Below are 23,298 nucleotides of genomic sequence, written 5' to 3' on the forward strand. Positions count from 1 at the left end.
CTTCTTCACCATGTTCTCCAGTCACTTCAACGACGTACTCGGCACCCTGGAAAAAACTGCCGTCGCACGCGACCGCCAGGGCGGCCATGCGGCAGCGGAAAAAGCCTTGCTGCGCGATGCCGGCCTGCTGCGCCTGGCCATCCCCCACGAACATGGCGGCGATGCGCTGAACTGGCCCGACATCTACCGCCATGTCCGGGCCCTGGCCGCAGTCGACAGCGCCCTGGCCCATGTGCTGGCGTTTCACCAGCTTCAGGTCGCCACCGTGTTGATCTACGGCTCGCGCCAGCAGCAGCGCCTCTGGCTGCGCCGCACCATCGACGAGAACGGCTGGTGGGGCAATGCACTGAACCCGCGCGACACGCGTCTGCAGGCCCTGCCCCGCAGCTCGGAGCTCGCCGGCGGCTATGTGCTCGACGGTCTGAAAGGCTTTTGCTCGGGCACGCGCGGCTCTCATTACCTGACGGTATCGGCCAGCGTGGCAGGCCATGCGCAGCCGGTTCTGGGCCTGCTTGAAACCGCCTCGCCCGGCATTGCCGTCAAGGATGACTGGAACCCCATGGGCCAGCGTCAGACCGACAGCGGCTCGGTTCAGTTCAATCGCGTCCAGCTTCCCGCCAGCGCCGTCATGCGCGACGAGAATGCCGAAGTCACGGCCTTTCATATGCTGCGCAATTGCCTGGCTCAGCTGGTGCTGGTCAATCTGTTTGTCGGCGTGGCCCAGGGCGCACGCCGGCAGGCACGCGACTACGCGCGCGAGCATGGCCGCCCCTGGCTGGGCTCGGCGGTGGAGCGCGCCACCGACGATCCCTATCTGCTGCGCCGCATGGGCGAGATGCAGGCCCAGATTTCGGGAGCAGCCCTGATGGCCGACCACGGCGCAGAGTTGCTGCAAAAAGCCTGGCAGCGCGGCCCTGCGCTGAGCGCAGCGGAACGCGCCGAGGTCGCCATCGCCGTCTTCGAAGCCAAGGTCATGGCCCATCGCTGCACCCTGTTCGCCACCCAGGAAATGTTCGATGTGGTGGGCTCGCGCGGCACCCATGCCGATCTCGGCTTCGACCGTTTCTGGCGCAATGTGCGCACCCATACCCTGCACGATCCGCTGGACTACAAGCTCCAGGCCCTGGGCCGCTGGGCCGTGCATGGCGAAGAGCCCTCGGCCCAGCACTACAACTGAGCCGCAACACAAAAAAAATCCGGGACCAGCCCGGATTTTTCGTGTCGGCCGTGCCGACTCAGAAGCGATAGCCTATGGCCATGGCAAACACATCGGGATTGAGCCTGACGCTGACGCTCTGACCCGAAGACAGGTGGATCTTGGTCTTCAGAAAGCTCTTGGAGTAGGAGGCATCCACAAACCAGCGCTCGTTGAAGTTGTAGACAAAGCCCAGCTGCGCCAGCGCGCCGAACTTGTCGTCGAGCTCGGCCGTGGTCGGATTGGCCAGCGTGCCGCCGCTCAGACCGTTGAGCGTGGCCGTGGTCTTTTCGCCATAGAAATGGGCATAGGTGACACCGACTCCCAGATAGGGGCGGAACGCGGCCTTGGCCTCGTTGAAGCGGTATTGCAGCATCAGCGTCGCGGGTATCGCCTTGGTGCTGCCCAGCTTGCCCACGCCGGCAATCGAGCCTGCTCCCGACAGGTCATGCTTGAAGGGCGTGGCCAGAGGCACGTCCAGAGCCAGATTGTCGGTCACCATATAGGTGATGCCGCCGCCCAGCTGAGTATTGCTGCCGGCGTCGACCTTGGTGTTGGGAAAGGACGGCGCCGACAGATTGCCGCTGCTCACATCAGGCGACAGATGAGTCACGCCCACACGCGCCATCCAGCTTCCGGCCGATTGGGCGCTGGCCAGACCGCAGGCCGCCAGCGCAGCAGCGGCTGCAATGATCCGCACAGAAATTTTCATGGTTTTGTCTCCTTGTTATTGAGGTGCGGACGGATTTACAGCCAGCCCTTCTGGGCCAGAGAGCGGGAAACCAGCTGGCTCATTTGCTGATGGCCGTAAGGCGTGGGGTGGAAACTGTCGGCAAAGACATGGTGCTGCCACCAGTCAGGGCTGGATTTGCCGGGTGTGGCACTCAAGGCCGCCGCCGTGCAGGTGGGGAAGGTATAGGTGGGCAGGCCGCTTGCGTCCACGCCAGTGATCGGGCAGACCGGGTCCTTCACGTTATCGAAGTCGTACTGGGCCGGGTTGCTGATCTGGCTCTTGAACTCGGTGTAGAAATCGACCAGGACCACCTGGGACTGGCCTGCCAGACTGGCAGCCAGCTGGTTGTTGAAGACCTGTACCAGGGCATCGAATGACGCTTCCTGCTTGGCGGCCGCAGCAGCCCCCTGATCCCCGCCGCCTGCGGCCTTGGCAATGCTGGCCAGGACCATCTGGAAGCGCGGTGTCTTGGTAATGGCGGGAACATTCAGCACGGCCACACGCGTGGCGCCCTTGGCGACCACATTCTGCGCAATGGAGCCGGCAAAAGTCTTGGCCAGGGTCTGCAGATAGGCACCCGCCGCCAGGCCGGCAAACTTGGAGGCATCGCCTCCGGCCTGGGTCATCAGGGCCGTGGACGTGCCCGGAGCCTTGGAATCCAGCCAGGCCACCATGGCGTTCAGCGGCTGCGAATTGCCCTTGGCAGCGGCAATCAGCGCCCCGATCACGTCGGCGGCATCGTTGGCGCCGCCATCGATGACGACGAGATCATCGGCGCTGAATCCAGCCTTGGATGCGGCCTGGATCTGCACCAGAACCGACTTGGGCGATGTCGGCGCATCCAGCGGGTTCACGCGGCCACCACCCACTGCGTAGTTGGTGCAGGTGGCGACTTCCTGATAAGTCGTGAGATTTTCGTCACCGGCACGAAAGTGGGCGCACAAGCTCTGGCTGAACTGGTCGGCAATGCGCTCAGGCCAGATCATGGTCGAGCCAGCCCCGGTGGGCGCCGAGCCCTGTACCGTGAACTTGAAGCCGAAGGTACCGCTGTCCGAGAGGCTGTCGCCCATGACCTTGACCGAGGTGACCTTGGCCTTGGGGGTGGTGTCGGCACCGCCTCCGCCGCCACAGGCCACCAGCAGGCCCACCGTTGCCATTGCAGCCGCCAAGAGTTTGAGTTTGCTTGCCAAGATGATGTTCTCCCGAGGTGTTGTGAATCGCACGGTCGTGCTTTTTTCCTCAGCGTCATCCTAGCGACACTCATCCCCGCGTTGTTATCGGGCAATTACCGATGGTCGGACAAAAATCCAACGCCCAATAAGCGGGTCATCAGGCTGTCGCGCAACAAAAAAACCGGACCTTGGTCCGGTTTGTCGAGGCGGGCAAAGGCCGGTGATTGGGCAGGGATAGAGCGGCCGCCCCCGGGCGGCTACTGGGCCGCCGTCCAGTCCACCAGCGCATCCCAGGCCGTGCGCGCTGCCGCTGCATTGGCATGGTTGGCCATGGCCACCAGCACATAGCGCTGGCCGCTGGCACCGTCGACATAGCCGGCCAGCGCGGCCGAGTCGCGCAGGCTGCCGGTCTTGAGGTGGGCGGCGCCTGCAAACCGGCTCTTGCTGCGCCGCAGCGTGCCGTCCACGCCTACGATGGGCATGGAGGAGACGAATTCCGGCATCACGGGCGAGACCCAGGCGTTCTGCAGCATCTGCCCCAGTCCGTTGGCCGTGATGCTGGCATTGCGGCTCAGTCCTGCGCCGTTGTCCACCACGGGCTGCTCGGCATTGCCCCAGCGCGCGGCCCACCACTGTGCCAGCGACTGGCGCGCGGAGTCGAAGCTGGCCACGCCGGTGCGCTGCATGCCCAGGGTGAGCAGCACATGCTGGGCCATGATGTTGTTGCTGTATTTGTTGATGTCGCGCACCACTTCGGACAGTGCCGGAGACTCCAGCTGGAACACCGGCTGCAGGCCCTGGGGCACGCTGCCGTCGCGCACGGCTCCGGTGAGCTTGCCGCCCAGCTCGCGCCACATGCCTTCTATGGCCTTGGCCGCAAAGCGCTCGGGCTGCGCCGGTGCGATGGACCAGCTCTTGTCGCCGCAGCTTGCCGGATAGCTGCCGTTGAAGGCGATGCGCTGCGGATTGTTCATGTCCAGCTGCATTTTGCTGCGCCAGTCGCCGCAATCAGAAGTAGGAGCAGCCAGCGCGACCGTTTGCTGGTTTTCCATACCAAACATTGTTGGATCGTATTGAATACGGGCGATACCAGCTCCTGTATCAGGAGCAATATTCAGCGCCACGGCCTTGTAGTTGATCAGCAGCGCATCGGGCGAGGCGTTGTAGGGCCGCCAGGGCTCGTTGTCGAAGACCGCCGCATCATGCGTGGGCAGCTGAAAGGCGCTGCGGTCCAGCACGATATCGCCCACGATGACCTTGATGCCCATGCCTTGCAGGCGGCGCAGCATCAGCCACAGGCGCTCCAGCACCAGCTTGGGATCGCCCTGGCCCTGGATGTAGAGATTGCCGCGCAAGGCGCCATCGACCACCGGGCCGCCCAGATAGACGGGCGTGCGCCAGACATAGGCCGGGCCCAGTTGGTCTAGCGCCGCATAGGTGGTGACCAGCTTCATGACCGAGGCCGGATTCATGGCCTGGTGCGTGCGCCAGGCCAGGTTCGGTGGCGATTTTCCATCCACATTCATCACCAGCAGCGATACGGCATCGCGCGGAATCTTGGCGCGTTGCAGCGCCGCGTCCACGGCGGCGGGAATGCGGGTGTCGGCAGGCAGGGACTGCGCCAGCGCGGGCTGGGCCAGCAGCGCCAGCAACGATGCGCCCAGTGCGCTCAGGGTCTTGCGAAGAAAGAAGGGAGTCTGCAGCATGGGGCCAGAGTCTACGCCGGGCTGCGCCCATGCCGGGCATTGGCAGCGCCCGCGGCAAGCTGGCTCCGGGCGTCCGATAATGCAGGGCTATGCTGCCCTCTCCTGCAGCCCAGTGCAGCCCAGTGCAGCCCTTATTGCGCTCCAGCCCGCCTGCGGCTGACGCCCCGCCGAACATGAATCTTCTCGCCATCGACACCAGTACCGATACCCTGTTTGTTGCCGTCCAGCGTGGCGATGCCATCTGGCAGCACAGCGGGCCGGGCGCGCAGCAGTCGTCGGCCCAGTTGCTGCCGGCCATCCGCCAGCTCATGAAGGATGCGGGGCTGAGCTTCACGCAGCTGGACGCCATTGCCTTCGGGCGCGGCCCCGGCTCCTTCACGGGCCTGCGCACGGCATGCGCCATCACCCAGGGTCTGGCGTTTGCCGCCAAGGTGCCCGTGCTGCCTGTGGACTCGCTGCTCACCGTGGCCGAAGAGGCCCGTCATCTGCATGGCTGCACCGAGGTAGAGGCCGTGCTCGACGCGCGCATGCACGAGGTCTATCACGCCGCGTTCCGCTATGTGGACGGCCAGTGGATCGAGCCCGAGGACTTCGGCCTGTGCGCCCCCGAGGCTTTGCAGGCTGCAGCCGGCCATGCCGTGGCGGGCAATGCCCAGCCCGTCTACCCCGAGCTGCTGGCGCCCGCTGCCCGCCATGTGCACGCCATGCCCACGGCCACGGCCATGCTGCGCCTGGCACCGGCACTGTTGGCAAAAGGCTGCGCGGTGCCTGCCGAAGAGGCGCTGCCGCGCTATATCCGAGATAAAGTGGCTAAAACCACGGCCGAGCGCGAAGCCGAAAAGGCCGCCGCAGCCCTCACACCCGATGCAACCGGCATCGCCTCCCAATAAGCGCCCAATGACCTTGCCCAGCAGCTCCACACTCGCCGCCGACGCCAGCGCCCAGGATGCGGCATCCCTGGTGCATTTCGAGCCGCTGTCCGCGCTCTGGCTTGACACCCTGCTCCCGATCGAGGAGCAGGCCTATGTCCATCCCTGGACGCGCGGCAACTTCCAGGATGCCATGGTGGCCGGCTACCAGATACAGCTGCTGGTCGATGCCGATCACCAGTTGCTGGGCTACTTTGTCGCCATGCAGGCGCTGGACGAGGTGCATCTGCTCAATATCACCGTCAACCCGGCCTGCCAGCGCCAGGGCTGGGCACGCGTGCTGCTCGATGCGCTGGCTTTGTGGTCGCGGCAGCAGAACGCCCAATGGATCTGGCTGGAAGTGCGTGAAAGCAATGCCCGCGCCCGCGAGGTCTATCTCAGGCATGGCTTTGCCGAAGTCGGGCTGCGCAAGAACTACTACCCCAACCCCAACGGCCCGCGCGAACATGCGGTGCTCATGAGTCTGAAACTATGGCCCTGAACCTGGACGCCCGCCAGCGGGCCATGCTGGAAGCCATGGGTATCACCGTCTGGTTGCCCGAGCCCGTGGAACCCCTGGCAGTGGCTGCAGTCACTGCAGTCGCCGCCGCACCGTCACCGGTTGCCGAGCCCCTACCCGTCGCGGCACCGGCAATGCGCGTGGCGCCGCCGGCCCCAGTAAGCCCACCCGTAACTCCGCCCATGGCTCAGGCCGCTGCACCCGCGGCCGAGGCAGCGCCGGCACCGGTTCAGCCGCCCGCCCAGACCGCCAGGCCCGCCAGCCCACCGCCCCAGAATCTGTCCGGGCACCGGGCGCACGAGCCTCGTCAGTTTGTGCAGCAACCCGCCGCAGGCCCGGCAGGCGAGCCTGGCCTCGGCTGGACCATCAGTCCCGCCCAGCTGGTCTACCCCCATGCGCCGCAGCATGTGCACAGCGCCGAGCAAGGCGGCTGGCTGATCCTGCTGGAGCCTGCCGCCAACCCGCCCCTGCTGAGCCCGGCGCAAAGGCCTGCGGCCGACAGCGCCCAGACGGCGCTGCAGGGCGATGCCGCCAAGCTGCTGGACAATATGCTGCGTGCCCTCGGACTGCAGGAAAAACCGCGTGTCTTCAGCGCCGCCCTGCACCGTGCGCCGCCCGATGCCGACCTCAGCCATGCCCAGGCGCTGCAACCCGCCCTGGAGGCTCTGCTGCGCGAACTGCGCCCGGACTGCGTGCTGGTTCTGGGCCTGGCCAGTGCACGCGCTGTGCTGGGCCGCCATGACGCGCTGGGCCGGCTGCGGGCCGAACCGCACCACATTGCAGGCGTGCCCACGGTGGTGACCTACGACCCCAACTATCTGCTGCGTGCGCCGCAGGCCAAGGCCGGAGCCTGGGCCGATCTGGTGCAGGCCGACGCGTTTACCAAGGGGCTGTGACAGGCGGGCGACAAGCCCCGCTTACCCACTTGCCCAACTATGACGCACGCGACATGCTGCAGTGCAACGTAGCATAATCACTGGCTTCGAATTACTGAAAGACATCCGTGGAAACCTACCCTAGTTGGTAGCTTTCAGCTCCCGGTGAAGACTGTGGGGGTTGAAAGCGCCCTGATCCCTGCAGAACCTCAAGAACAACCGGGAGTGAGCTGATGCTCAACATCTTTACGCTAGCCAATGGTCGACTCGTTCAGGAAGAAATCGAGTCCCTGGCAGACCTTGAACGCTTTCGCCCCGTCTGGGTCGATCTGGAATCGCCAACCCTCGAAGAAAAGCGCTGGATCAAGCAGCACTACGAGCTGTCCATCCCTGAGGATGCGATGGACGACGACATCGAGGAATCGGCGCGTTTTTACGAAGAAGACAATGGCGAGCTGCATATCCGCAGCGACTTTCTGATCGACGACGACGAAGACCCCCGCTCGGTGCGCGTGGCCTTCATCGTCAACCAGCACAACGCAGCGCTGCGCAGCCATGGCGTGCTGTTCTCCATCCACGACGAGGATGTGCCTGTCTTTCGCCTGCTGCGCATGCGAGCGCGCCGTGCGCCCGGCTTGATCGACGATGCCAAGGACGTTCTGCTCAAGCTGTTTGACGCCGATGCCGAGTACTCTGCCGACACGCTGGAGCGCATTTACGACGACCTGGAAAAAGCCAGCAAGATGGTGCTGTCCGGCGATGTGACCGACGAGATGGCCAAGGAAGTGCTGGGTGCCATTGCCCGCCAGGAAGACTTGAACGGCCGCATCCGCCGCAACGTCATGGACACGCGCCGCGCCGTGAGCTTTCTGATGCGCTCCAAGATGCTCAACGCCGAGCAGTTTGAGGAGGCTCGCCAGATTCTGCGCGACATCGAGTCGCTGGACAGTCACACGGCCTTTCTGTTCGACAAGATCAACTTCCTGATGGATGCCACGGTCGGCTTCATCAACATCAATCAGAACAAGATCATCAAGATCTTCTCGGTGGCCAGCGTGGCTCTGCTGCCGCCCACGCTGATTGCCAGCGTCTACGGCATGAACTTCAAGTTCATGCCCGAGCTGGAGTGGGAATTCGGCTACGGCTACGTGGTCGCCCTGATGATTCTGAGCGCCGTCGGCCCCATGCTGTACTTCCGCAAACGCGGCTGGTTGAAATAACACATTCCCGGCACAGCTGGTCGCTCACACATCGACACAGGCAAGCGCCCTCTCCTTGGAGCCGAAGAGCGCGCTTGCCACCAGTCAACGCGCCACTAAATCGCCATTGATCACTCGGGCAAGTCCCTGCGGGTTCGCTTGCTGTACAGCCGCTGGGAGCAGCACATCCGGCAAATCCTGATAGCACACCGGGCGCAGAAAGCGGTCAATGGCGCTGGCGCCCACAGAAGTGAACATAGCGTTGGACGTGGATGGGAAAGGACCTCCATGCACCATGGCGTGGCATACCTCGACTCCGGTCGGAAAACCATTGGCCAAGATGCGTCCCGCCTTGCGCTCCAGCACGGGGATGAGGCGCTGCGCGTCGGCATAGTCTGCGGGATCGATCTGCAGCGTCACTGTCAGTTGGCCCTCCAGTTGCTCAGCCAGTTCAAGAACCTCATCGAAATTCCTGGCCCGAATGACAATAGAGGCCGGGCCAAACATCTCCTCCTGCAGCACAGGCGATGACAACAGGCGCTGCACATCCGTCACATACAGAGCGGCCTGCGCAGCATTGTGCAGCCCATCCGCAGGCTGCCCTTGTGCAACTTTCTCCACACCTTCCACGCCATCAACCTTGGCAACGCCGGTATCAAAGGCCTGGTGAATGCCCGGCGTCAGCATGGTCTGGGCCGGCTTGGTGGCAAGCGCCTGGCTTGCGGCATCGATGAAGCGCTGCACATTGCGGTCACCAATGACCACCACCATCCCAGGATTGGTGCAGAACTGCCCCGCCCCCATCGTCAGCGAATCGGCAAAACCGCGCCCTATCGACTCTGCACGCGCGGCCAGGGCAGCCGGCATCAGAAACACCGGGTTGATGCTGCTCATCTCCGCGTAGACGGGAATGGGTTCCGGGCGTGCGTTGGCGATGCGCATCAACGCAAGCCCTCCCTGGCGAGATCCGGTAAAGCCAACGGCCTTGATGGCAGGATGTGCTACCAATGCTTCACCCAGCTTGCGCCCGGCGCCCATCAGCAGGGAAAACACCCCTTCGGGCAACCCCAAATCTCTGACCGCTTTCTGAATCGCTCGACCCACCATTTCGGAAGTGCCTAGATGGGCGCTGTGGGCCTTGACGACCACAGGGGCACCGGCAGCCAAGGCCGACGCCGTATCGCCCCCTGCCACCGAGAACGCCAGCGGAAAATTGCTCGCACCGAACACCGCCACCGGGCCCAGTGCCATCTTGGCCAGACGCAGGTCGGCACGTGGCAGCGGCGTGCGCTCGGGCTGTGCGTGGTCGATGGCGGGGCTCATAAAACGGCCATCGCGCACCACCTTGGCAAACAGCCGCAACTGTCCAACCGTGCGCCCACGCTCGCCTTGCAGGCGCACCAGCGGCAGGCCGCTTTCGGCCATGGCGCGCTCGATCAAGGCATCACCCAAAGCCATGATGTTGTCGGCAATCAGCTCCAGAAATTCTGCACGCTTGGCAAGCGACAGCTGACGGTAGGGATCAAATGCCTGCGCCGCCAACTGGGCAGCCCTGTCCACTTCGGCCTGCCCTCCCATACCGAACGTGGGCGTTGCGATGAATTGATCCATGCGGGGATCGAACGCTTGCTGCTGTCCTTCTGTGCCGCGCACCGAACTCGCGCCGATAAGCATTTCGCCAGTAATTTGCATCTTTGTCTCCTAATGTGTTTATGGATCGGTATGGCAGAGCTCCAGCCGACCAGGAAGTGCAAGCAACGCCTGGATAACGCACGATCTCGTCAGGAATATGAGCGCCTTTGAAAATCATAAAGTATCTTGATAATATATTTAAATTATCCTTATGAAATTTTCCATCAATCTTGACAGGCTTCTTTGCCATTCCGCGCAACCAGGGCACGTCAACAAGCAGTCCATAACCAAGCACAGGAGCACGCCATGGAACTCATGCCAAACATCGACCTGAACCACCCTGGCCAAAGTGCTCAAACAACCGCATCGAAACCAGGCCACACTGCGCTGACGCTGGATGAGGTGCACAACCTGGCCTATCGCGTATTTACCCACCTCGGCCTGTCTGCTGAACATGCGCAAGCCATTGCGCGCGTGATCACAGCGGGAGAGCGCGACGAGTGCCATTCGCATGGCATGTACCGGGTTCTATCGTGCGCTCGCACGCTCCAGCATGGCGCTGTCGTGCGCGATGCCATACCCATCATCAGCGACCGCGGGCCTGGCGTCGTCGCCGTCGATGCACAGCGCGGCTTTTCACAACTCGCTTTCGAGGTGGGCAGCAAAGTACTGCTCGAGAAGGTCCGGACAACCGGGATCGCAGCCTTGGCCATCAACAACTGCTATCACTTCTCAGCCCTGTGGCCCGAAATCGAAGCCTTGGTCGAGCATGGCGTTGCGGCCTTAGCCATGACCCCCAGCCATTCCTGGGTGGCCCCTGCGGGCGGAAGCCGACCTGTTTTCGGAACCAACCCGATCGCCTTTGGTTGGCCCAGGGTCGGTTCTCACCCCTACATTTTTGACTTTGCGACCAGCGCAGTGGCCCGCGGTGAAATTGAGCTCTACCAAAGAAGCGGTCGCGCACTGCCCGAAGGCTGGGGGGTCGACGCCGAAGGCTTACCAAGTACCGATGCCACAACCGTACTCCAACAAGGCGCCATGCTGACTTTTGGCGGCTACAAAGGCTCTGCCCTGTCGACCATGATCGAGCTGCTGGCCGGGCCATTGATTGGCGACATGACCAGTGCTGAATCACTGCGCATCGACGACGGTGCCGGTGCAACCCCTTGTCATGGGGAAATCGTTATCGCATTTGATCCCCAATTTTTCAGCCCAGGCAATTTCATCGAAGAGCGTCAACGTGCTGAAAAGCTGTTCGAGAGTATTACCGGCCAAGGGGCGCGCCTGCCTTCCCAACGCCGCTTTATCGCAAGAAGCCGCAGTCTAGCCAATGGATATGTGCAGATCCCCGAGCCCTTGCTGCGTGACATCCAGCAGTTGTTGAACTAGGCTCATGAGAACATGCTCGCATGCCTCTGCTGAGGAGAAAGATCCAGATAAAGAGTTTTGTCACAGGCTGCACCAAGCGCCAAGCCCATGATGTATTCTAAATATCGGATCAATATAATCAAAACCCCGCCATCTCTGCTCTTGCGACACGATGGCGCCAGCACGCTTTTTTGATGCCAACTTCCAAGAAATCTCCAGCTGCACGTGTAAAAGCCGCTGCAACAAAAACCAAGACTTTGCCTACGGTAAAGCGCCGTGCTGCAGACCTTGCCTACGACGCCATTGAAACCATGCTGTCGACCATGCAACTTGAGCCTGGAAGTCCCATCGTGGAGGCGGAGTTGGCAGAGCGCACGGGCATGGGCCGGACGCCTGTGCGCGAGGCATTGCTGCGCATGATCTCCATCGACTTGATCGTCCAGCAGCCGCGCCGCGGACTACTGGTTTCCAACATCGATCTGGCAGAGCACCTGGACGTCATCCAGACACGCAGGGTTCTGGAGAATCTGTTGGCGGCTTGCGCTGCCCGGCGAGCCTCGGTACAGCAGCGCAAAGATATCCTCCAATGTGCCAAGCAGATGGTCGCTGCAGCCAAGCGCGGCAACCTGGAAGAGTACATGCATGAGGATCATGCGCTCGATGCCATCATCCATACTGCCAGCCGCAACCGTTCAGCAGTCAAAAGCGTCACGCCTCTGATCGTGCAGTGCAGACGTTTTTGGTATGCCTACCAGCATGAAGGCGATATCCTTGAAGGCGCACTTGCTCATCTGGAGCTGGCTCAGGGTATCTCTACCGGGGATGAAGCGGCTGCCATTACCGGCGCCAACCGCCTGATGGACTATCTGGAAGCTTTTGCCAGACGCATTATCGAAAGCTAAACAGCAGGCCGCTCCCAAGGGGAGCGGCCTGCTGTGCATATTCATGGCGCCTCCCAATCGGCGCCCCCCGATCATCAATCAGAGCTTGGCTCCCACCGCGCGCAGTTCTGCAATCTGAGGCGCTTTGGGCAGCCAGATCTTGTCGAAGGCATCAATCGCAGGCTTATTGTCAAAGGCATTGATATCGCGAATGACAATCGACTCCTTCTTGAGTTTCTCCAGCAGGCCAACCTCTGTCGTCACGATATCGTTGATCTGGCCGTCCAAGGCTTGGCTGGTCAATTGGCGAATCAGGTCACGGTCCTTCCCATCCAGCGTAGCCCAGATACGACCCGAGAACAGTGGTGCCACAGGCATGAACAGCGCGTTCATGGGCATCATCAGTTTCGACACCTTGTCAAAGCGCTGGCTCCAAGAGAGCTCTATATCCGCCTCGAGTCCATCCACTTGCCCATTGGTCATGGCATCGAACACAGCAGGTGTGGGAATGGGAGTCGGCGCTGCGCCGAAATACTGGTAGAAGTCACGGTAAACCGGCGTCGGATTAATACGCAGCTTCATACCCTTGAGGTCATTGGGCGTCTTGATCTCCTTGTTCGAGAACACCACACGCATGCCGGTGATGCCCCAGCCCAAACCGATGCAGCCGGTTTCGCGCGGCAGCACATCCAGCAATTTCAAGGCTGCAGGCGTCTTGACCAGCTTCGCTACAGCAGCAGTGGATCGGACAAGATATGGCGCGTTGATCGAGGCTACGCTCGGAACACGCGTTCCCAGCTCTGCCGCCTGAATCCACCCCATGTCCAGCGCACCCGATTGCAGCTGCTGCATCATGGCCGACTCATTACCCAATTGACCCGAATGAAAGACGGTCACCTTGAGCCTGCCATTGGTTTCTTTCGCCAAAGCTTCTCCAAACTGCACCGCCGCGCGGTTCCACGAATGCCCAGCAGGCGTGATGACGCCTAAGCGCAGTTCCTTGGCCGCAGCCGCACGCGAAGGCGTCACAAAGGCCAGTGGAGCAGCGGCAACAGCCGTGGTCTGAAGAAAGTGGCGTCGATTGAGTGTCATGAAAAACTCCGTAGAGGGAAAGGCGAAGCAGGGCGAAGAATCGGATCAGTTCAGCAAGCCCAACGACAAGCTGGGGAACAGCGAGAGCATGACAAGTGCCACGCAACTGATGATGAAGAATGGCAACGTGACGATGAACATGGGACCCGGCTTGGCACCAGTGACCGCTGCAGCCACGAAGAAGCTCAGCCCCACCGGCGGCGTCATCAATCCCAGCACCAGGTTGATAACGATCACCACTCCAAAGTGGCGGGGGTCGATGTGGTAGATCTCGGTGGCGATGGGTAGAAGAATCGGCGCGGTCATGATCAAGCCGGGAATGCCGTCGATCACCGTGCCAATGACCAGCAAAATCACGTTGACCAGCAGCAGGAAGGTAATCGGGTCATGCGCCACGGTCTGCACCCAGGCAGCGACCATCTGAGGCACCTTGCCGTATATCAACAACCACGAGAACACTGCCGCTGCTGCAACCAGAAACAGCACGATGGCCGAGTAGATGCCCGAACGCAGCATGATCGCGCCCAGGTCTGAGTATTTGAATTCACGGGTCACATAGCGACCGACCAACACTGCGCTGATCGCGCCCACAGCGGCAGCCTCCGTGGGATTGGCGAAGCCGGTGAGGATGGAGCCCACGATGACCAGCGGAATCAACAGTGTCGGGCTGGAAACCAGCACGGTCTTGGCCCGTTCGAGCAAGGTCCGCTTGGGGCTTCGTGGATAGTTGTAGATCACGCCCATACAGGCAATGACTGCAAAGAACAGCACCGTCAACAGAACACCTGGCAATATGCCTGCGACCAGCATATCGCCCACCGCGACCTGGGCCAGCACGCTGTAGACCACAAACATCACCGACGGCGGAATGATCGGACCCAGCATGCCGCCATACACGGTCAGGCCTGCAGCAAAGGTCTTGTCATAGCCTTGCTTCTCCATCTCCGGCACCATCACCTGCGACATGATGGCCACCTGCGCCGTTGCGGAGCCAATGATGGATGACACCAGCATGTTGGCCAGGATATTCACATAGGCAAGCCCACCCTTGATGGAGCCCACAAACGCCATCGACAAGTCCACCAGTCGGCGTGTAATGCCGCCGCTGTTCATGACCTCACCGATCAAGATAAAAAGCGGTATGGCAATCAGGCCATAGCTGTCCACCCCCCCGAACATCTGGGAAGGAAAGGACTGCAGCAACACAGTGTTCTCGGTGTTGTAGATATAAAAAATCCCCGAAAGGCAAAGACAGAGGCCGATGGGAACACCCACCATCATGATCGCGATGAAGAAAATGGAGGTCAGCATGTCAGTTCACCGCATCTGGGTTGGTTGCCGCAAAGCCAGGGTGCTGGCGCTTGGGTGCGAGGCTCATGTCTTCCAACAGGTTGGCAAGTGCATGCAGGCTCATACAGACTGCGAAGATCGGCATGATCAGTTGCAGCACCCAGACCGGCCACTCCAGCGTCTGGGTGTGTTCGGTATAGAGAAAGTTAAACGACTCCGCCGCGTATTCCTTGGCATCAAACCCCTTGCTGGCAATACCAATGGGATCCATCCAACGCCAGCACATCGCAAAGAGCGCCAAAGAAAAAAACAGCACTCCGACCGTGGCAATCACCTTGGCACGCCGCGCGTTGCGAGGACTCAGCTTATCGGTGAGCATCGTCACCGCAAAATCCAGTCGCAGGCGCGTCATGACCGAAGCACCGATGAAGGTGAGCCAGACCACGGTGTACACCGCCGCTTCATCCACCCAGTACAGCGGCATGCCGCTGTAGCGTGTCACCACATTGAGCAAAATGAGTGCGGTCAGAAAACACATCGCGAAGGTGAGCAACCACCGTTCCATGCGCAGCAGCGCATCAGAGGCATCCAGCACCCAGCGCACAATCCATGGCGGCTGCTTGATGGCGGTAGCGGGTCGGGTTGTATCGTCCATATAGGTTCTTTAGATTTGACGAAATGAGGCGCAGATGATTGAATACATCTCAAAAATATATTAAATATATTAAAAGTTTTTTCAATTGATCCAATAGGTGTTTGCCTGGAAACCCGGCGAAACTGCTAACCCTGGTTCCTGGAAGATGCAAGCTTCCGATCTGGATCGATGCCCCAAAAAAAGCTCCCCACGGGGAGCTGACTCACGCTGGATCAATGACTCAGACCCTTGGACCAGGCGGCATACCAGTTACGAAAGAGTTGATACTGGGATTCGGCATACCGGCGTTGCGAGTCGGTCAATACATCGCTTGCATTGAAGTGCAGCGTGTACTCCTTCTTGCCGTTGAGGACCAGCAGGTGCTTGTAGTACAGAACCAGATCCGTGCCTTCGTCAAAGGACGACAGCACGGCCAGTGCAGCATCCAACTCCTGAGCTTGACGCCGAGCAACGACATCCCCCTGAGCTGCTTTTTTGCTCAGCTCAACCAGGAGCAGAACTTCCTTGGGTAGTGCATTGCCAATGCCCGTAATGCAACCCGTAGCACCGCAATTCACAAAACCATAAAACACCTGGGTGTCGACACCCGCCATCAATGTGACGTCGTTGTCCTTCGAGGTGATGTGCTCAGCGGCATAGCGCAGGCCTTCTGCACCGCCGAACTCCTTGAAGCCGATCAGGTTGGAGTACTTGGCGCGCAGCTCGAAGAACATGTCGGCGCGAGTTGCAAAGCCATAGTGTGGGCTGTTGTAGATCACGGCCGGCAGCTTCGGGGCGGCTTCCAAAATAGCAGTGAAGTGGGCTTTCTGCGCAGCCAGGGAAGTGCCGCGCGACAACACCCGAGGAATCACCATCAACCCCTGTGCCCCCACTTTCGCAGCGTGGGCGGCATGAGCCACGGCTTCCTTCGAGTTCACCGCGCCGGTCCCCACAATAGTCGGGATACCTGCGGCCACCAGCCTGGCCACGCCCTCTTGGCGTTGCTCTGCCGTGAGAAGAGGCCAATCCCCCATGGATCCGCAGTACACAACAGCGCTCATGCCTGCGGCCATGAGCTCTTTGCCCATGGCGACCAGCGCGTCGTAATCTGGCGTGCCTTGTGCGGTGCATGGAGTCATGAGTGCAGGAATGGTGCCGGTAAAGATGTTCGTTTCCATAAAACTACCCTTGTAAAAAACCACCTAAGAACACCGCCTTCAGTTCCGCGCAAGTCCGTTGCACGAAACCGTTTGTTGGGATAACGCTCGCTGCATCAGCGCACGGAATCCAGATGAGCGGTGAAATACTTCGTCTTTAAATAGACTGTAAATATATTTGAAATATTCAGAAACGAAGACTAAGTAGTTCTTAGGCGTTGTGCAATAGGGTTCTCCTGGATACCTCGCCGAGATCGTCACCGCCCTTCCGTTGCATCCAGGCAGCGGTCCGCTCGCGACTATGGCCCCACCGCGGCAGAAGCACCGCCCTCAGTTACTGCCCGGCGCTGCGGTCAAACCCGGCGCCGGGCCACGCTGGCGCTGCGCCGGGGTCAGGATGCACAGGTGATCGTTGTATGGCACACAAACCACTCATGGAGGCAGCTTTGCGCTGGTCCCGGTCGCATGCCGGCGGGACTGCCTCTTGCATCCCAGTTCGATGAGTTCGTGCGTTTGTTCCACATAGTCGCGGACGCGCTGAATGCGATGTTCGCCATCGCTCATTACCGCAGTTCCAGTCTGCCAGCACCAAGGACTAAGTGCATTGACGCAGTCCACCTCAGCCCTGCCCCATGCAAGCGGGGATGAAGTCAAGCGCAGGCCCAGGACTGAAAATCCACAGGTCGCAGAGACAAGGTCACTGCACTGCAGAAGCTATCGTCTGAGCAGCATCACAGATGCATAAGGCAGGATGATCTGAGACTGCTTCCACTGAACAGTCTGAGGGTAGCTTATGCGGCACTACCCTCACCGCGCTCGCGCACCCAGAGCACGATGCCGCAGAGCATCACGATCACCTGCGTGCCTATCAGCGCCGCGAAGCCCGCAAAGAATCCCGCGCTCACGCCGCCGCGGGCCGACAGCGTGCCTATCACCGCCCCCATGATGGCCGGCATGAAGCCCGCGACCAGGCTGCCCGCGCCGTTGACCACGCCATAGGCGCTGGCCACATGCTCGGGCCGCGCGCAGTGCTGCACGGTGCTGGGGATGGCCGGGCTCATCAGTCCCCAGCAGAAGTTGGCGGCAATCAGGCAATAAGCTGCCGCATAGCGGTCTTCCATATGGATGGCCAGCCACACTGCAATCGCCACGCCCAAGCTGCCGAAGACAAAGATCAGCGGCACCTGCCGGCGCGCGATGCGGTCGATGATCATGCCGCCGACAAAGACCGCCGCCACGCTCGCATATTGCGGCAGCGAAGCCAGCCAGCCCATCTCGCGCATGGAAAAGCCGCGCGACTCCTTGAGATAGGCGGGCAGCCAGTTGCTGCTGCCCCAGAGATAGGACAGAAAGGCCGCCGTGAGAATGGTGATCAGCCACAGATAGCGCGTGTGCATGGCACCGCGCACGATCCGGCCCACCTGCCCCACGGCCTCGCCCATCGACTGGGGCTTGGGCATGCCGGTCTCCACCTTGGGCATGCGCACAAAAGCCCAGACCAGCGGAACGCCCAGCAGCACGTTGATCAGGCCCAGCACATGGAACGAGGTCTCCCAGTTGTGGCCCACGACTAGGTAGCCGACGAAGGGATAGCCCACCGCCAGGCCCAGTCCGGTGCCCATATTGACCAGGGAGTTGGGTTTGCCGTTCTCGCGGCTCTCGAAATGCGCCTTGATGTAGCTGCCGGCCAGGGAGAACAGCGGCCCCTCGGACACGCCCAGCAGAATGCGCGATGCCAGCAGCAAGCCGTAGCTGTTCATGGCCGGCGACAAAAAGGTCACCACGCCCCACAGCAGCAGCCCCGCGAACAGGCTGCGGCGCACGCCGAACAGCGCCGCGCAGAATGGCGTGAGCACAAAGGACGAAACACCGTAACCGACCATGAAGGCCGTGGCCAGCAGGCCCTGACGCGTTCGATCGTCGGGTGTGAGACCGATGTGCGACAGAAAGTCGTGATCGGTGATGAGGACCGAGATATTGATCCGATCCACGTAGGAAATGGCGACGATCACGAACAGCGTGACCACGCCCCACCAGCGCAACGAGCGTGAGTCTTTCATGATATGGGTCCGGCTAGCGTTGTAAGAGAGAAAAGCCGGGACCGGCACTCGCCGGCCCCGCCAGGGCGCACGTCCTGGCGGGCGCGCGGTTCGGCAGCCGTGCTGCCGCCGAAACCCCGGGGCCGGCCAAGGCCGGCCCTGCGGGGCAGGATCAGAAGAAGTGGCGGATGCCCAGTTCCAGGCCATTGGAGTTGCCGCCCGGCGTGGTACCGGGAGCGCTCAGCCCCTGCACGCCGATGGACTTCGCCGCCGAGCCCTTGTTCTTCAGGAAGGCATAAGTGCCGTAGACCTGGGTGCGCTTGGAGAGGTTGTAGCCATAGCCCACGCTGATCTTGTTCCAGTCCGCATTGCTACCGGACAGGTTGTAGTGGCCAAAGGAGGCACGGGCCTCGCCATTGCCCACGGGAGCCGTCACGCCCAGCTGCACGGCCGTGATCTTGGTGGGGCCGCGTTTTTCCGAGGCCCACAGCAGCATGGGCTTGGCCACGCCGAAGTCGTAGGACAGGCCCACATTGTTCGCCGTCAGATTGGTGTCACTGGTATTGCCGTAGAGCCGGCCCGTGGCCAGCGCACCATTGAAAGCGCCCTGGCGGTAACCCAGGCGCAGGCCACGGTAGTCGCCCTCGCGCTTGTTGGGAGCACCGCTGGGCTGCTCACCGAATGCCAGCTGTGCCTGGCCGTAGAAGCCGCCCAGGTTCTGGGGCAGGAAATAGCTCACCGCATTGCTGATCTGTATGGGCGCACCGCCAGTCGAAGGGATGCCCGGAATGCCCAGCATGGTGAAGGCACCCGTGCCGCCGACGCCGTTGGTCAGGAAGGGATCGAAGATCAGCGTGTTCAGAAAAGTGGCCGAGTCATCGCGCCCCAGGCGCACCTCGCCCCAGTTGCCCATCAGGCTGACTGTGGAGCGGCGGTTGAAGCTCAGACCGCCGCCCGTGGCCTTGCCAGCGCCGCTGTCCACATCCAGGCCGGCCTCGAGCCAGAATCCCGCCTTCAGGCCGCCGCCCAGGTCCTCTGTGCCTCGAAAGCCCAGGCGGCTGATGTTGGCACCGCCTGTGGAAAGACCGGTCTTGGAGGCTCCCGAGCCGCCCAGATGGGCAACGCCGACGTCGACGACGCCGAAAAGCTCGACCTTGGACTGTGCCGAAGCGGCACCGGGCAAAGACGCCAGACAGGCTAGCGCCACGCCGAGGGCCGGCGTATGGATGGATTTCATGGTTTTGTCTCCTCTAAGAGGTGGTTTGGGACGGTGGCTTTTATTCAGTGGCTGGTCCGGTGCTGCGCTGGTCAATTCAACATGGCGCGGCCAAGGGATACCGAGCAAGGGCCCGGGCCGGTCGCGTCGCACCGAAGGTGCCACCTCACTCGCGCAGCGAGCAGGGAAGCACCGGTACGACACGTACCCCGGAGCGTCATATATCCAGAACTAAACGCTCGCTCTTGCAGCCGGAGACGCAGACCATCATGACCTTGTTGGCGGCGCGCTCCTTGGGGCTGAGCACCGAGTCGCGGTGGTCGGGCACACCTTCCAGCACGCGGGTCTCGCAGGAGCCGCAGACCCCTTCGCAGCAGCTGTGGTCCACATCGACACCGGCGTCCAGCAGCGTGTCCAGCAGGGACTTGTCGGGCGTGATCTCGATGAAGCGGCCGCTGCGCTTGAGCTCCACCGTGTAGTTGCTGCGCGCATCGGACGCGGCCTTGACTTCCACCGGCGTGAAACGCTCAATGTGGGCGTTGGCATGGCCGAGCTCGGCGCAGAACTTCTCGAAAGCGTCGAGCATGGGCGTCGGGCCGCAGGAGTAGTGGTGCAGGCCCGCATCGGGTGCGCGCTGCGCCAGCAATGCCTTCAGGTCGGGCGGCCCGCCCGCCTCGGCATCGAAGTGCAGGTGCAGCGGCATGCCCAATGCCGCGAGCTCATCAAGGAAGGCCGCGCTCTTGCGCTCGCGCGCAAAGTACAGCATCTCGAACGAATGCCCCAGGGCCTTGAGCCGGCGTGCCATGCACAGCATGGGCGTGATGCCTATGCCACCGGCCACCAGCACCGAATGCGTCGCTGTCTCGTCGAGTGCGAAGTGGTTGCGCGGCTCGGAGATGGTGATGGGCATGCCCACGCGCAGCGACTCGTGCACGCAGCGCGAGCCACCGCGGCTGGCGCGGTCGCGCAGCACGCCGACCACGTAGCGGTGGCGCTCGCTGCTGTCGTTGGACAGGGAATAGCTGCGCACCAGCCCGTTGGGCAGGTGCAGATCGATGTGCGAGCCGGCCGTAAAGGCCGGGAACTCGCCGCCATCGACCGGGCGCAGCTCCACGCTGATGGTGTCCTGGGCCTCGAAGCGCAGCGTGTGCACAAAGGCCTGCAAGCTGTTGCTCATGATGCGATGCCTTCGTCGATCTGTTCCTGGGCCTGACGACGCAGGTGGCGACGCAGGCGCACCAGGCCGATGTCATGCTGGTAGAGATTCTCGCGCTCGTTGGCGTCGGCTTCCATCTGCTCCATCATGATGCGGTCCTGCTCCAGCACGGCCCAGTGGCGTGCCTCGAGGCGGTTGCGGTAGAGGAAGCGCCAGGTGTCGCGCATCCAGCCCTGCACCTTGCGCGCACGCCAGAAGAACACGGCGCACAGATCGGCGCTGATGGGCGTGACGCAGGCGACGATGGCAAAGTTGCCGCCGGGGCCGCCGGTCTTGGGATAGGGAATCTCCAGGCGCATCCACTGCACGCCGGTTTCGCCATATTCGGTCCAGTCGAAGTTCACGCCGCGCTGGCCGACCTTCTCGAACACAAAGCCGTGATCGGTGTCACGCACCTGGAAGCTGGCCTTGCTGTCGCCCTCGGCCATGGAGTGCGACTGCTTGTGCAGGAAAGTGCCGTGCATGGGGTCCATGACGTTGTCCAGCGCGTAGCGGTAGTCGCTGCGCCACTCGGCATAGCACAGGAAGTTCGAGTACTCGGGCGAGCTCAGTTCCTCGGGCAGGCTGAACTCGGGCGCCTCGTCCACATGCTTGTCGCTGTTGTAGAGAAAGATCGCACCATGCATCTCGCGCACATGGAAAGCCAGCGCGGCGCGCGAGCCTTCGAGCTTGCAGCCGGGGCTGCCAGGCACCTTGGTCACCGTGCCGTCGCAGCGCACTTCCACGCCGTGGTAGGGGCAGGCCAGGCGGTCGCCCAGGATCACGCCCTGGGACAGCGGTGCGCCGCGGTGCGGGCAATGGTCTTCCAGCGCATGGACCTGACCGGCAGCATCGCGCCACAGCGCGATCTTGCGGCCGAAGCGGCGCAGCGAGACGGGCTCGGTCTTGACGAAATCCGAAGGGCAGACCGCATACCAGAGGCTCTTCAGACCCGTGTTGAGCAAACGGTCCACCGGATCGATGGTGATGGTTTGTACGTTCATGGGGTACTCCTGTCCTGTTCTGTCTCAATAGCCCAGACGGGCCATCAGCGCCTGAAAGCTGTCTTCGGTCCAGGGCTCGCCGTTCTCGCCGGCGGGGCCGCTGCGGTTGATGTAGGCCACCAGCTCGGGCAGCGTCTGCACGCCCTCGCCGAAGGCACGCTCAATGGAGTCGCCCAGCAGGTCCTCAAACAGGGTGGAGGCGCGCTCGCGCGCCTGATGCGGCTCGAGATATCGATCAGCGGCCATGGTTCTCTCCTTCGAAAACTGTCTTGAATCGTGGTTCTGCTTCATTGCCCTGAGTGCCGCCCCACACCGAGGGTCTCGTCCCCCTTGGGGGGCGCCGTGCAACGGGAAGGCGCGAAGCGACTCAGGGGGTGGTCATTTAGTCGGCCCGGATATCCAGGTCCTTGATGAGCTTGCCGAAGCGGTTGTAGTCGGCAGCATTGGTCTTTTCCAGACGTGCCGGCTCGCCGCCCGCAGGCAGGGCGCCGAAGGCCGCCATCTTGGCAACCACGTCCGGCATCCTCAGAATTTCATTGAGGTGGGTGTTCAGCAGCTTGACGGTCTCGGGCTTCATGCCCTTGGGGCCGAACAGGCCCTGCCAGGCCGACACTTCCACATCCTTGACGCCCTGCTCGGCCAGCGTGGGCACATTCGGTGCCAGCGGGCTGCGCTGGGCATCGGCCACGGCCAGCACATTGACCTTGCCGCCTGCGTAGGGCGCGATGGGGCCCCAGGTCATGAAGGTCGTGGGCACATGGCCGCCGATCAGGTCGTTGACTGCGGGCGCCACGCCCTTGTAGGGAATGTGGGACAGCTTGGTGCCTGCGGCCTTGTTGAACATCTCGCCCAGGATGTGCATGGGCGATCCGCTGCCGGGGCTGGCATAGGTCAGGCCGTCGCGCTTGCCCTGGCTCGCCAGGGTCTTGATGTCCTTGATGCCCGAGCCCTGGCTGGCAGCCACGAACATGGGCTGCACGCTGGTCTGCACGATGGGCGTGAAGCCACCAAGCACGTCATAGCTCGAACCCGCGTTGGTCTTGAGCACGAACTGGGCAATGGCAAAGGTATTGGGCGCCAGCAGCAAGGTATAGCCGTCGGGTGCGGCCTTGGCCACATGCACGGTGCCGATGGTGCCGCTGGCACCTGGCCGGTTGTCCACCACCACGGGCTGACCCAGTCGCTGGCCCAGCTTCTCTGCATACAGGCGCGCCATGGCATCGGTATCGCCGCCGGCCGGATAGGCCACGACGATGGTGATGGGCTTGCTTGGATAAGCTTGCGCCAGCGCGGAACCGGACATCTGGGCTGCAGCCAGCAATGCAGCAGAGATAACTACCTGGCGACGAATGTTTTTCATGAAATAGCCCGTGGGGTTGTGGTTAAGCCTCTAGCCAGCCAGAGGATCTGGTGAACACATCAGAGACACCGAGCAAGGGCCGCCCCGCAGCGAGGGTGTTGTCCCCTCCCGCGCAGCGAGAG

Annotated in this window: 21 protein-coding genes; 7 read left to right on the top strand and 14 right to left on the bottom strand. The window is 62.1% G+C overall.

Translation table 11 applies throughout. The features are described 5' to 3' along the window. Window positions 1-10: 10 nt before the first annotated feature. Complete coding sequence (locus tag AAIL67_RS05700) at window positions 11-1,177, top strand: acyl-CoA dehydrogenase family protein (RefSeq protein WP_253232945.1); 1,167 nt, start codon at window positions 11-13, stop codon at window positions 1,175-1,177. A gap of 58 nt (window positions 1,178-1,235) precedes the next feature. Here the strand turns inward: AAIL67_RS05700 and AAIL67_RS05705 are convergent, their stop codons facing one another. From AAIL67_RS05705 to dacB, 3 genes are all read right to left on the bottom strand, one after another. Then, window positions 1,236-1,907 (bottom strand): OmpW family outer membrane protein, encoded by a 672-nt coding sequence (locus AAIL67_RS05705; RefSeq protein ID WP_034382270.1) that lies wholly within the window; start codon window positions 1,905-1,907, stop codon window positions 1,236-1,238. 35 nt (window positions 1,908-1,942) lie between these two features. Beyond that, a complete protein-coding gene (locus AAIL67_RS05710; RefSeq protein WP_343483558.1) occupies window positions 1,943-3,085 on the bottom strand; it encodes an SGNH/GDSL hydrolase family protein in 1,143 nt (380 codons plus the stop codon). A 272-nt stretch (window positions 3,086-3,357) separates the two neighbouring features. After that, window positions 3,358-4,806 (bottom strand): D-alanyl-D-alanine carboxypeptidase/D-alanyl-D-alanine-endopeptidase, encoded by a 1,449-nt coding sequence (gene dacB / locus AAIL67_RS05715; protein ID WP_343483559.1) that lies wholly within the window; start codon window positions 4,804-4,806, stop codon window positions 3,358-3,360. A gap of 173 nt (window positions 4,807-4,979) precedes the next feature. Here dacB and tsaB point away from each other — a divergent pair, with 173 nt between their 5' ends. From tsaB to corA, 4 genes are all read left to right on the top strand, one after another. Continuing rightward, window positions 4,980-5,696, top strand: a complete 717-nt coding sequence (gene tsaB, locus AAIL67_RS05720; RefSeq protein ID WP_343483560.1) for a tRNA (adenosine(37)-N6)-threonylcarbamoyltransferase complex dimerization subunit type 1 TsaB — start codon at window positions 4,980-4,982, stop codon at window positions 5,694-5,696. A 7-nt stretch (window positions 5,697-5,703) separates the two neighbouring features. Further along, window positions 5,704-6,216, top strand: coding sequence for a ribosomal protein S18-alanine N-acetyltransferase (rimI, locus tag AAIL67_RS05725; RefSeq protein WP_012840217.1), 513 nt, complete (start codon window positions 5,704-5,706; stop codon window positions 6,214-6,216). After that, entirely contained in the window at window positions 6,207-7,130 is a 924-nt protein-coding gene (locus AAIL67_RS05730; RefSeq protein WP_063662188.1) for a uracil-DNA glycosylase family protein, read from the top strand. Before rimI ends, AAIL67_RS05730 begins: the two co-directional genes overlap by 10 nt. 212 nt (window positions 7,131-7,342) lie before the next feature. Further along, window positions 7,343-8,329, top strand: coding sequence for a magnesium/cobalt transporter CorA (corA, locus tag AAIL67_RS05735; protein WP_034350790.1), 987 nt, complete (start codon window positions 7,343-7,345; stop codon window positions 8,327-8,329). 84 nt (window positions 8,330-8,413) lie between these two features. On the opposite strand, the gene AAIL67_RS05740 is transcribed toward corA, so the two are convergent. Continuing rightward, entirely contained in the window at window positions 8,414-10,000 is a 1,587-nt protein-coding gene (locus AAIL67_RS05740) for an aldehyde dehydrogenase (NADP(+)) (RefSeq protein ID WP_343483562.1), read from the bottom strand. A 246-nt stretch (window positions 10,001-10,246) separates the two neighbouring features. Between AAIL67_RS05740 and AAIL67_RS05745 the strand changes: the two genes are divergently transcribed. Together AAIL67_RS05745 and AAIL67_RS05750 are read left to right on the top strand one after the other, a co-directional pair. Continuing rightward, the gene (locus AAIL67_RS05745; RefSeq protein WP_231905825.1) at window positions 10,247-11,329 is read left to right on the top strand and encodes an Ldh family oxidoreductase; all 1,083 of its coding nucleotides are present in this window, start codon (window positions 10,247-10,249) and stop codon (window positions 11,327-11,329) included. 173 nt (window positions 11,330-11,502) lie between these two features. Beyond that, on the top strand, window positions 11,503-12,210 hold the full coding sequence (locus tag AAIL67_RS05750; RefSeq protein WP_034350795.1) for a GntR family transcriptional regulator: 708 nt from the start codon (window positions 11,503-11,505) through the stop codon (window positions 12,208-12,210). Between the two features lie 78 nt (window positions 12,211-12,288). Here AAIL67_RS05750 and AAIL67_RS05755 read toward each other — a convergent pair whose 3' ends face one another. The 10 genes from AAIL67_RS05755 to AAIL67_RS05800 all read right to left on the bottom strand — a co-directional run bounded on the left by AAIL67_RS05755 (window position 12,289) and on the right by AAIL67_RS05800 (window position 23,176). After that, the gene (locus AAIL67_RS05755; protein ID WP_012840222.1) at window positions 12,289-13,281 is read right to left on the bottom strand and encodes a TRAP transporter substrate-binding protein; all 993 of its coding nucleotides are present in this window, start codon (window positions 13,279-13,281) and stop codon (window positions 12,289-12,291) included. Between the two features lie 45 nt (window positions 13,282-13,326). Next, on the bottom strand, window positions 13,327-14,592 hold the full coding sequence (locus tag AAIL67_RS05760) for a TRAP transporter large permease (RefSeq protein ID WP_253232947.1): 1,266 nt from the start codon (window positions 14,590-14,592) through the stop codon (window positions 13,327-13,329). A gap of 1 nt (window position 14,593) precedes the next feature. Further along, window positions 14,594-15,226: a TRAP transporter small permease gene (locus tag AAIL67_RS05765; protein ID WP_012840224.1), complete on the bottom strand. Its 633-nt coding sequence runs from the start codon at window positions 15,224-15,226 to the stop codon at window positions 14,594-14,596. Window positions 15,227-15,438: 212 nt separating this feature from the next. After that, window positions 15,439-16,383 (bottom strand): dihydrodipicolinate synthase family protein, encoded by a 945-nt coding sequence (locus AAIL67_RS05770; RefSeq protein WP_034382285.1) that lies wholly within the window; start codon window positions 16,381-16,383, stop codon window positions 15,439-15,441. Window positions 16,384-17,153: 770 nt separating this feature from the next. Beyond that, a complete protein-coding gene (locus tag AAIL67_RS05775) occupies window positions 17,154-18,422 on the bottom strand; it encodes an MFS transporter (protein WP_224649237.1) in 1,269 nt (422 codons plus the stop codon). 151 nt (window positions 18,423-18,573) lie between these two features. Then, window positions 18,574-19,638 carry a porin gene (locus tag AAIL67_RS05780; protein WP_034382288.1) on the bottom strand — a complete coding sequence of 355 codons (1,065 nt, stop codon included), beginning with the start codon at window positions 19,636-19,638 and terminating at the stop codon, window positions 18,574-18,576. A gap of 196 nt (window positions 19,639-19,834) precedes the next feature. Next, complete coding sequence (locus tag AAIL67_RS05785) at window positions 19,835-20,794, bottom strand: PDR/VanB family oxidoreductase (protein WP_224649239.1); 960 nt, start codon at window positions 20,792-20,794, stop codon at window positions 19,835-19,837. After that, window positions 20,791-21,816: an aromatic ring-hydroxylating dioxygenase subunit alpha gene (locus AAIL67_RS05790; RefSeq protein WP_224649241.1), complete on the bottom strand. Its 1,026-nt coding sequence runs from the start codon at window positions 21,814-21,816 to the stop codon at window positions 20,791-20,793. The genes AAIL67_RS05785 and AAIL67_RS05790 overlap by 4 nt, the downstream gene beginning before the upstream one ends. A gap of 24 nt (window positions 21,817-21,840) precedes the next feature. After that, window positions 21,841-22,062, bottom strand: a complete 222-nt coding sequence (locus AAIL67_RS05795) for a recombinase-like helix-turn-helix domain-containing protein (protein WP_003060438.1) — start codon at window positions 22,060-22,062, stop codon at window positions 21,841-21,843. A 136-nt stretch (window positions 22,063-22,198) separates the two neighbouring features. Then, window positions 22,199-23,176: a tripartite tricarboxylate transporter substrate binding protein gene (locus AAIL67_RS05800; protein WP_034350813.1), complete on the bottom strand. Its 978-nt coding sequence runs from the start codon at window positions 23,174-23,176 to the stop codon at window positions 22,199-22,201. Between the last annotated feature and the right edge of the window lie 122 nt (window positions 23,177-23,298).

The organism is Comamonas sp. A7-5 (assembly GCF_039581385.1).
Classification (GTDB): Bacteria; Pseudomonadota; Gammaproteobacteria; order Burkholderiales; family Burkholderiaceae_C; genus Comamonas; species Comamonas thiooxydans.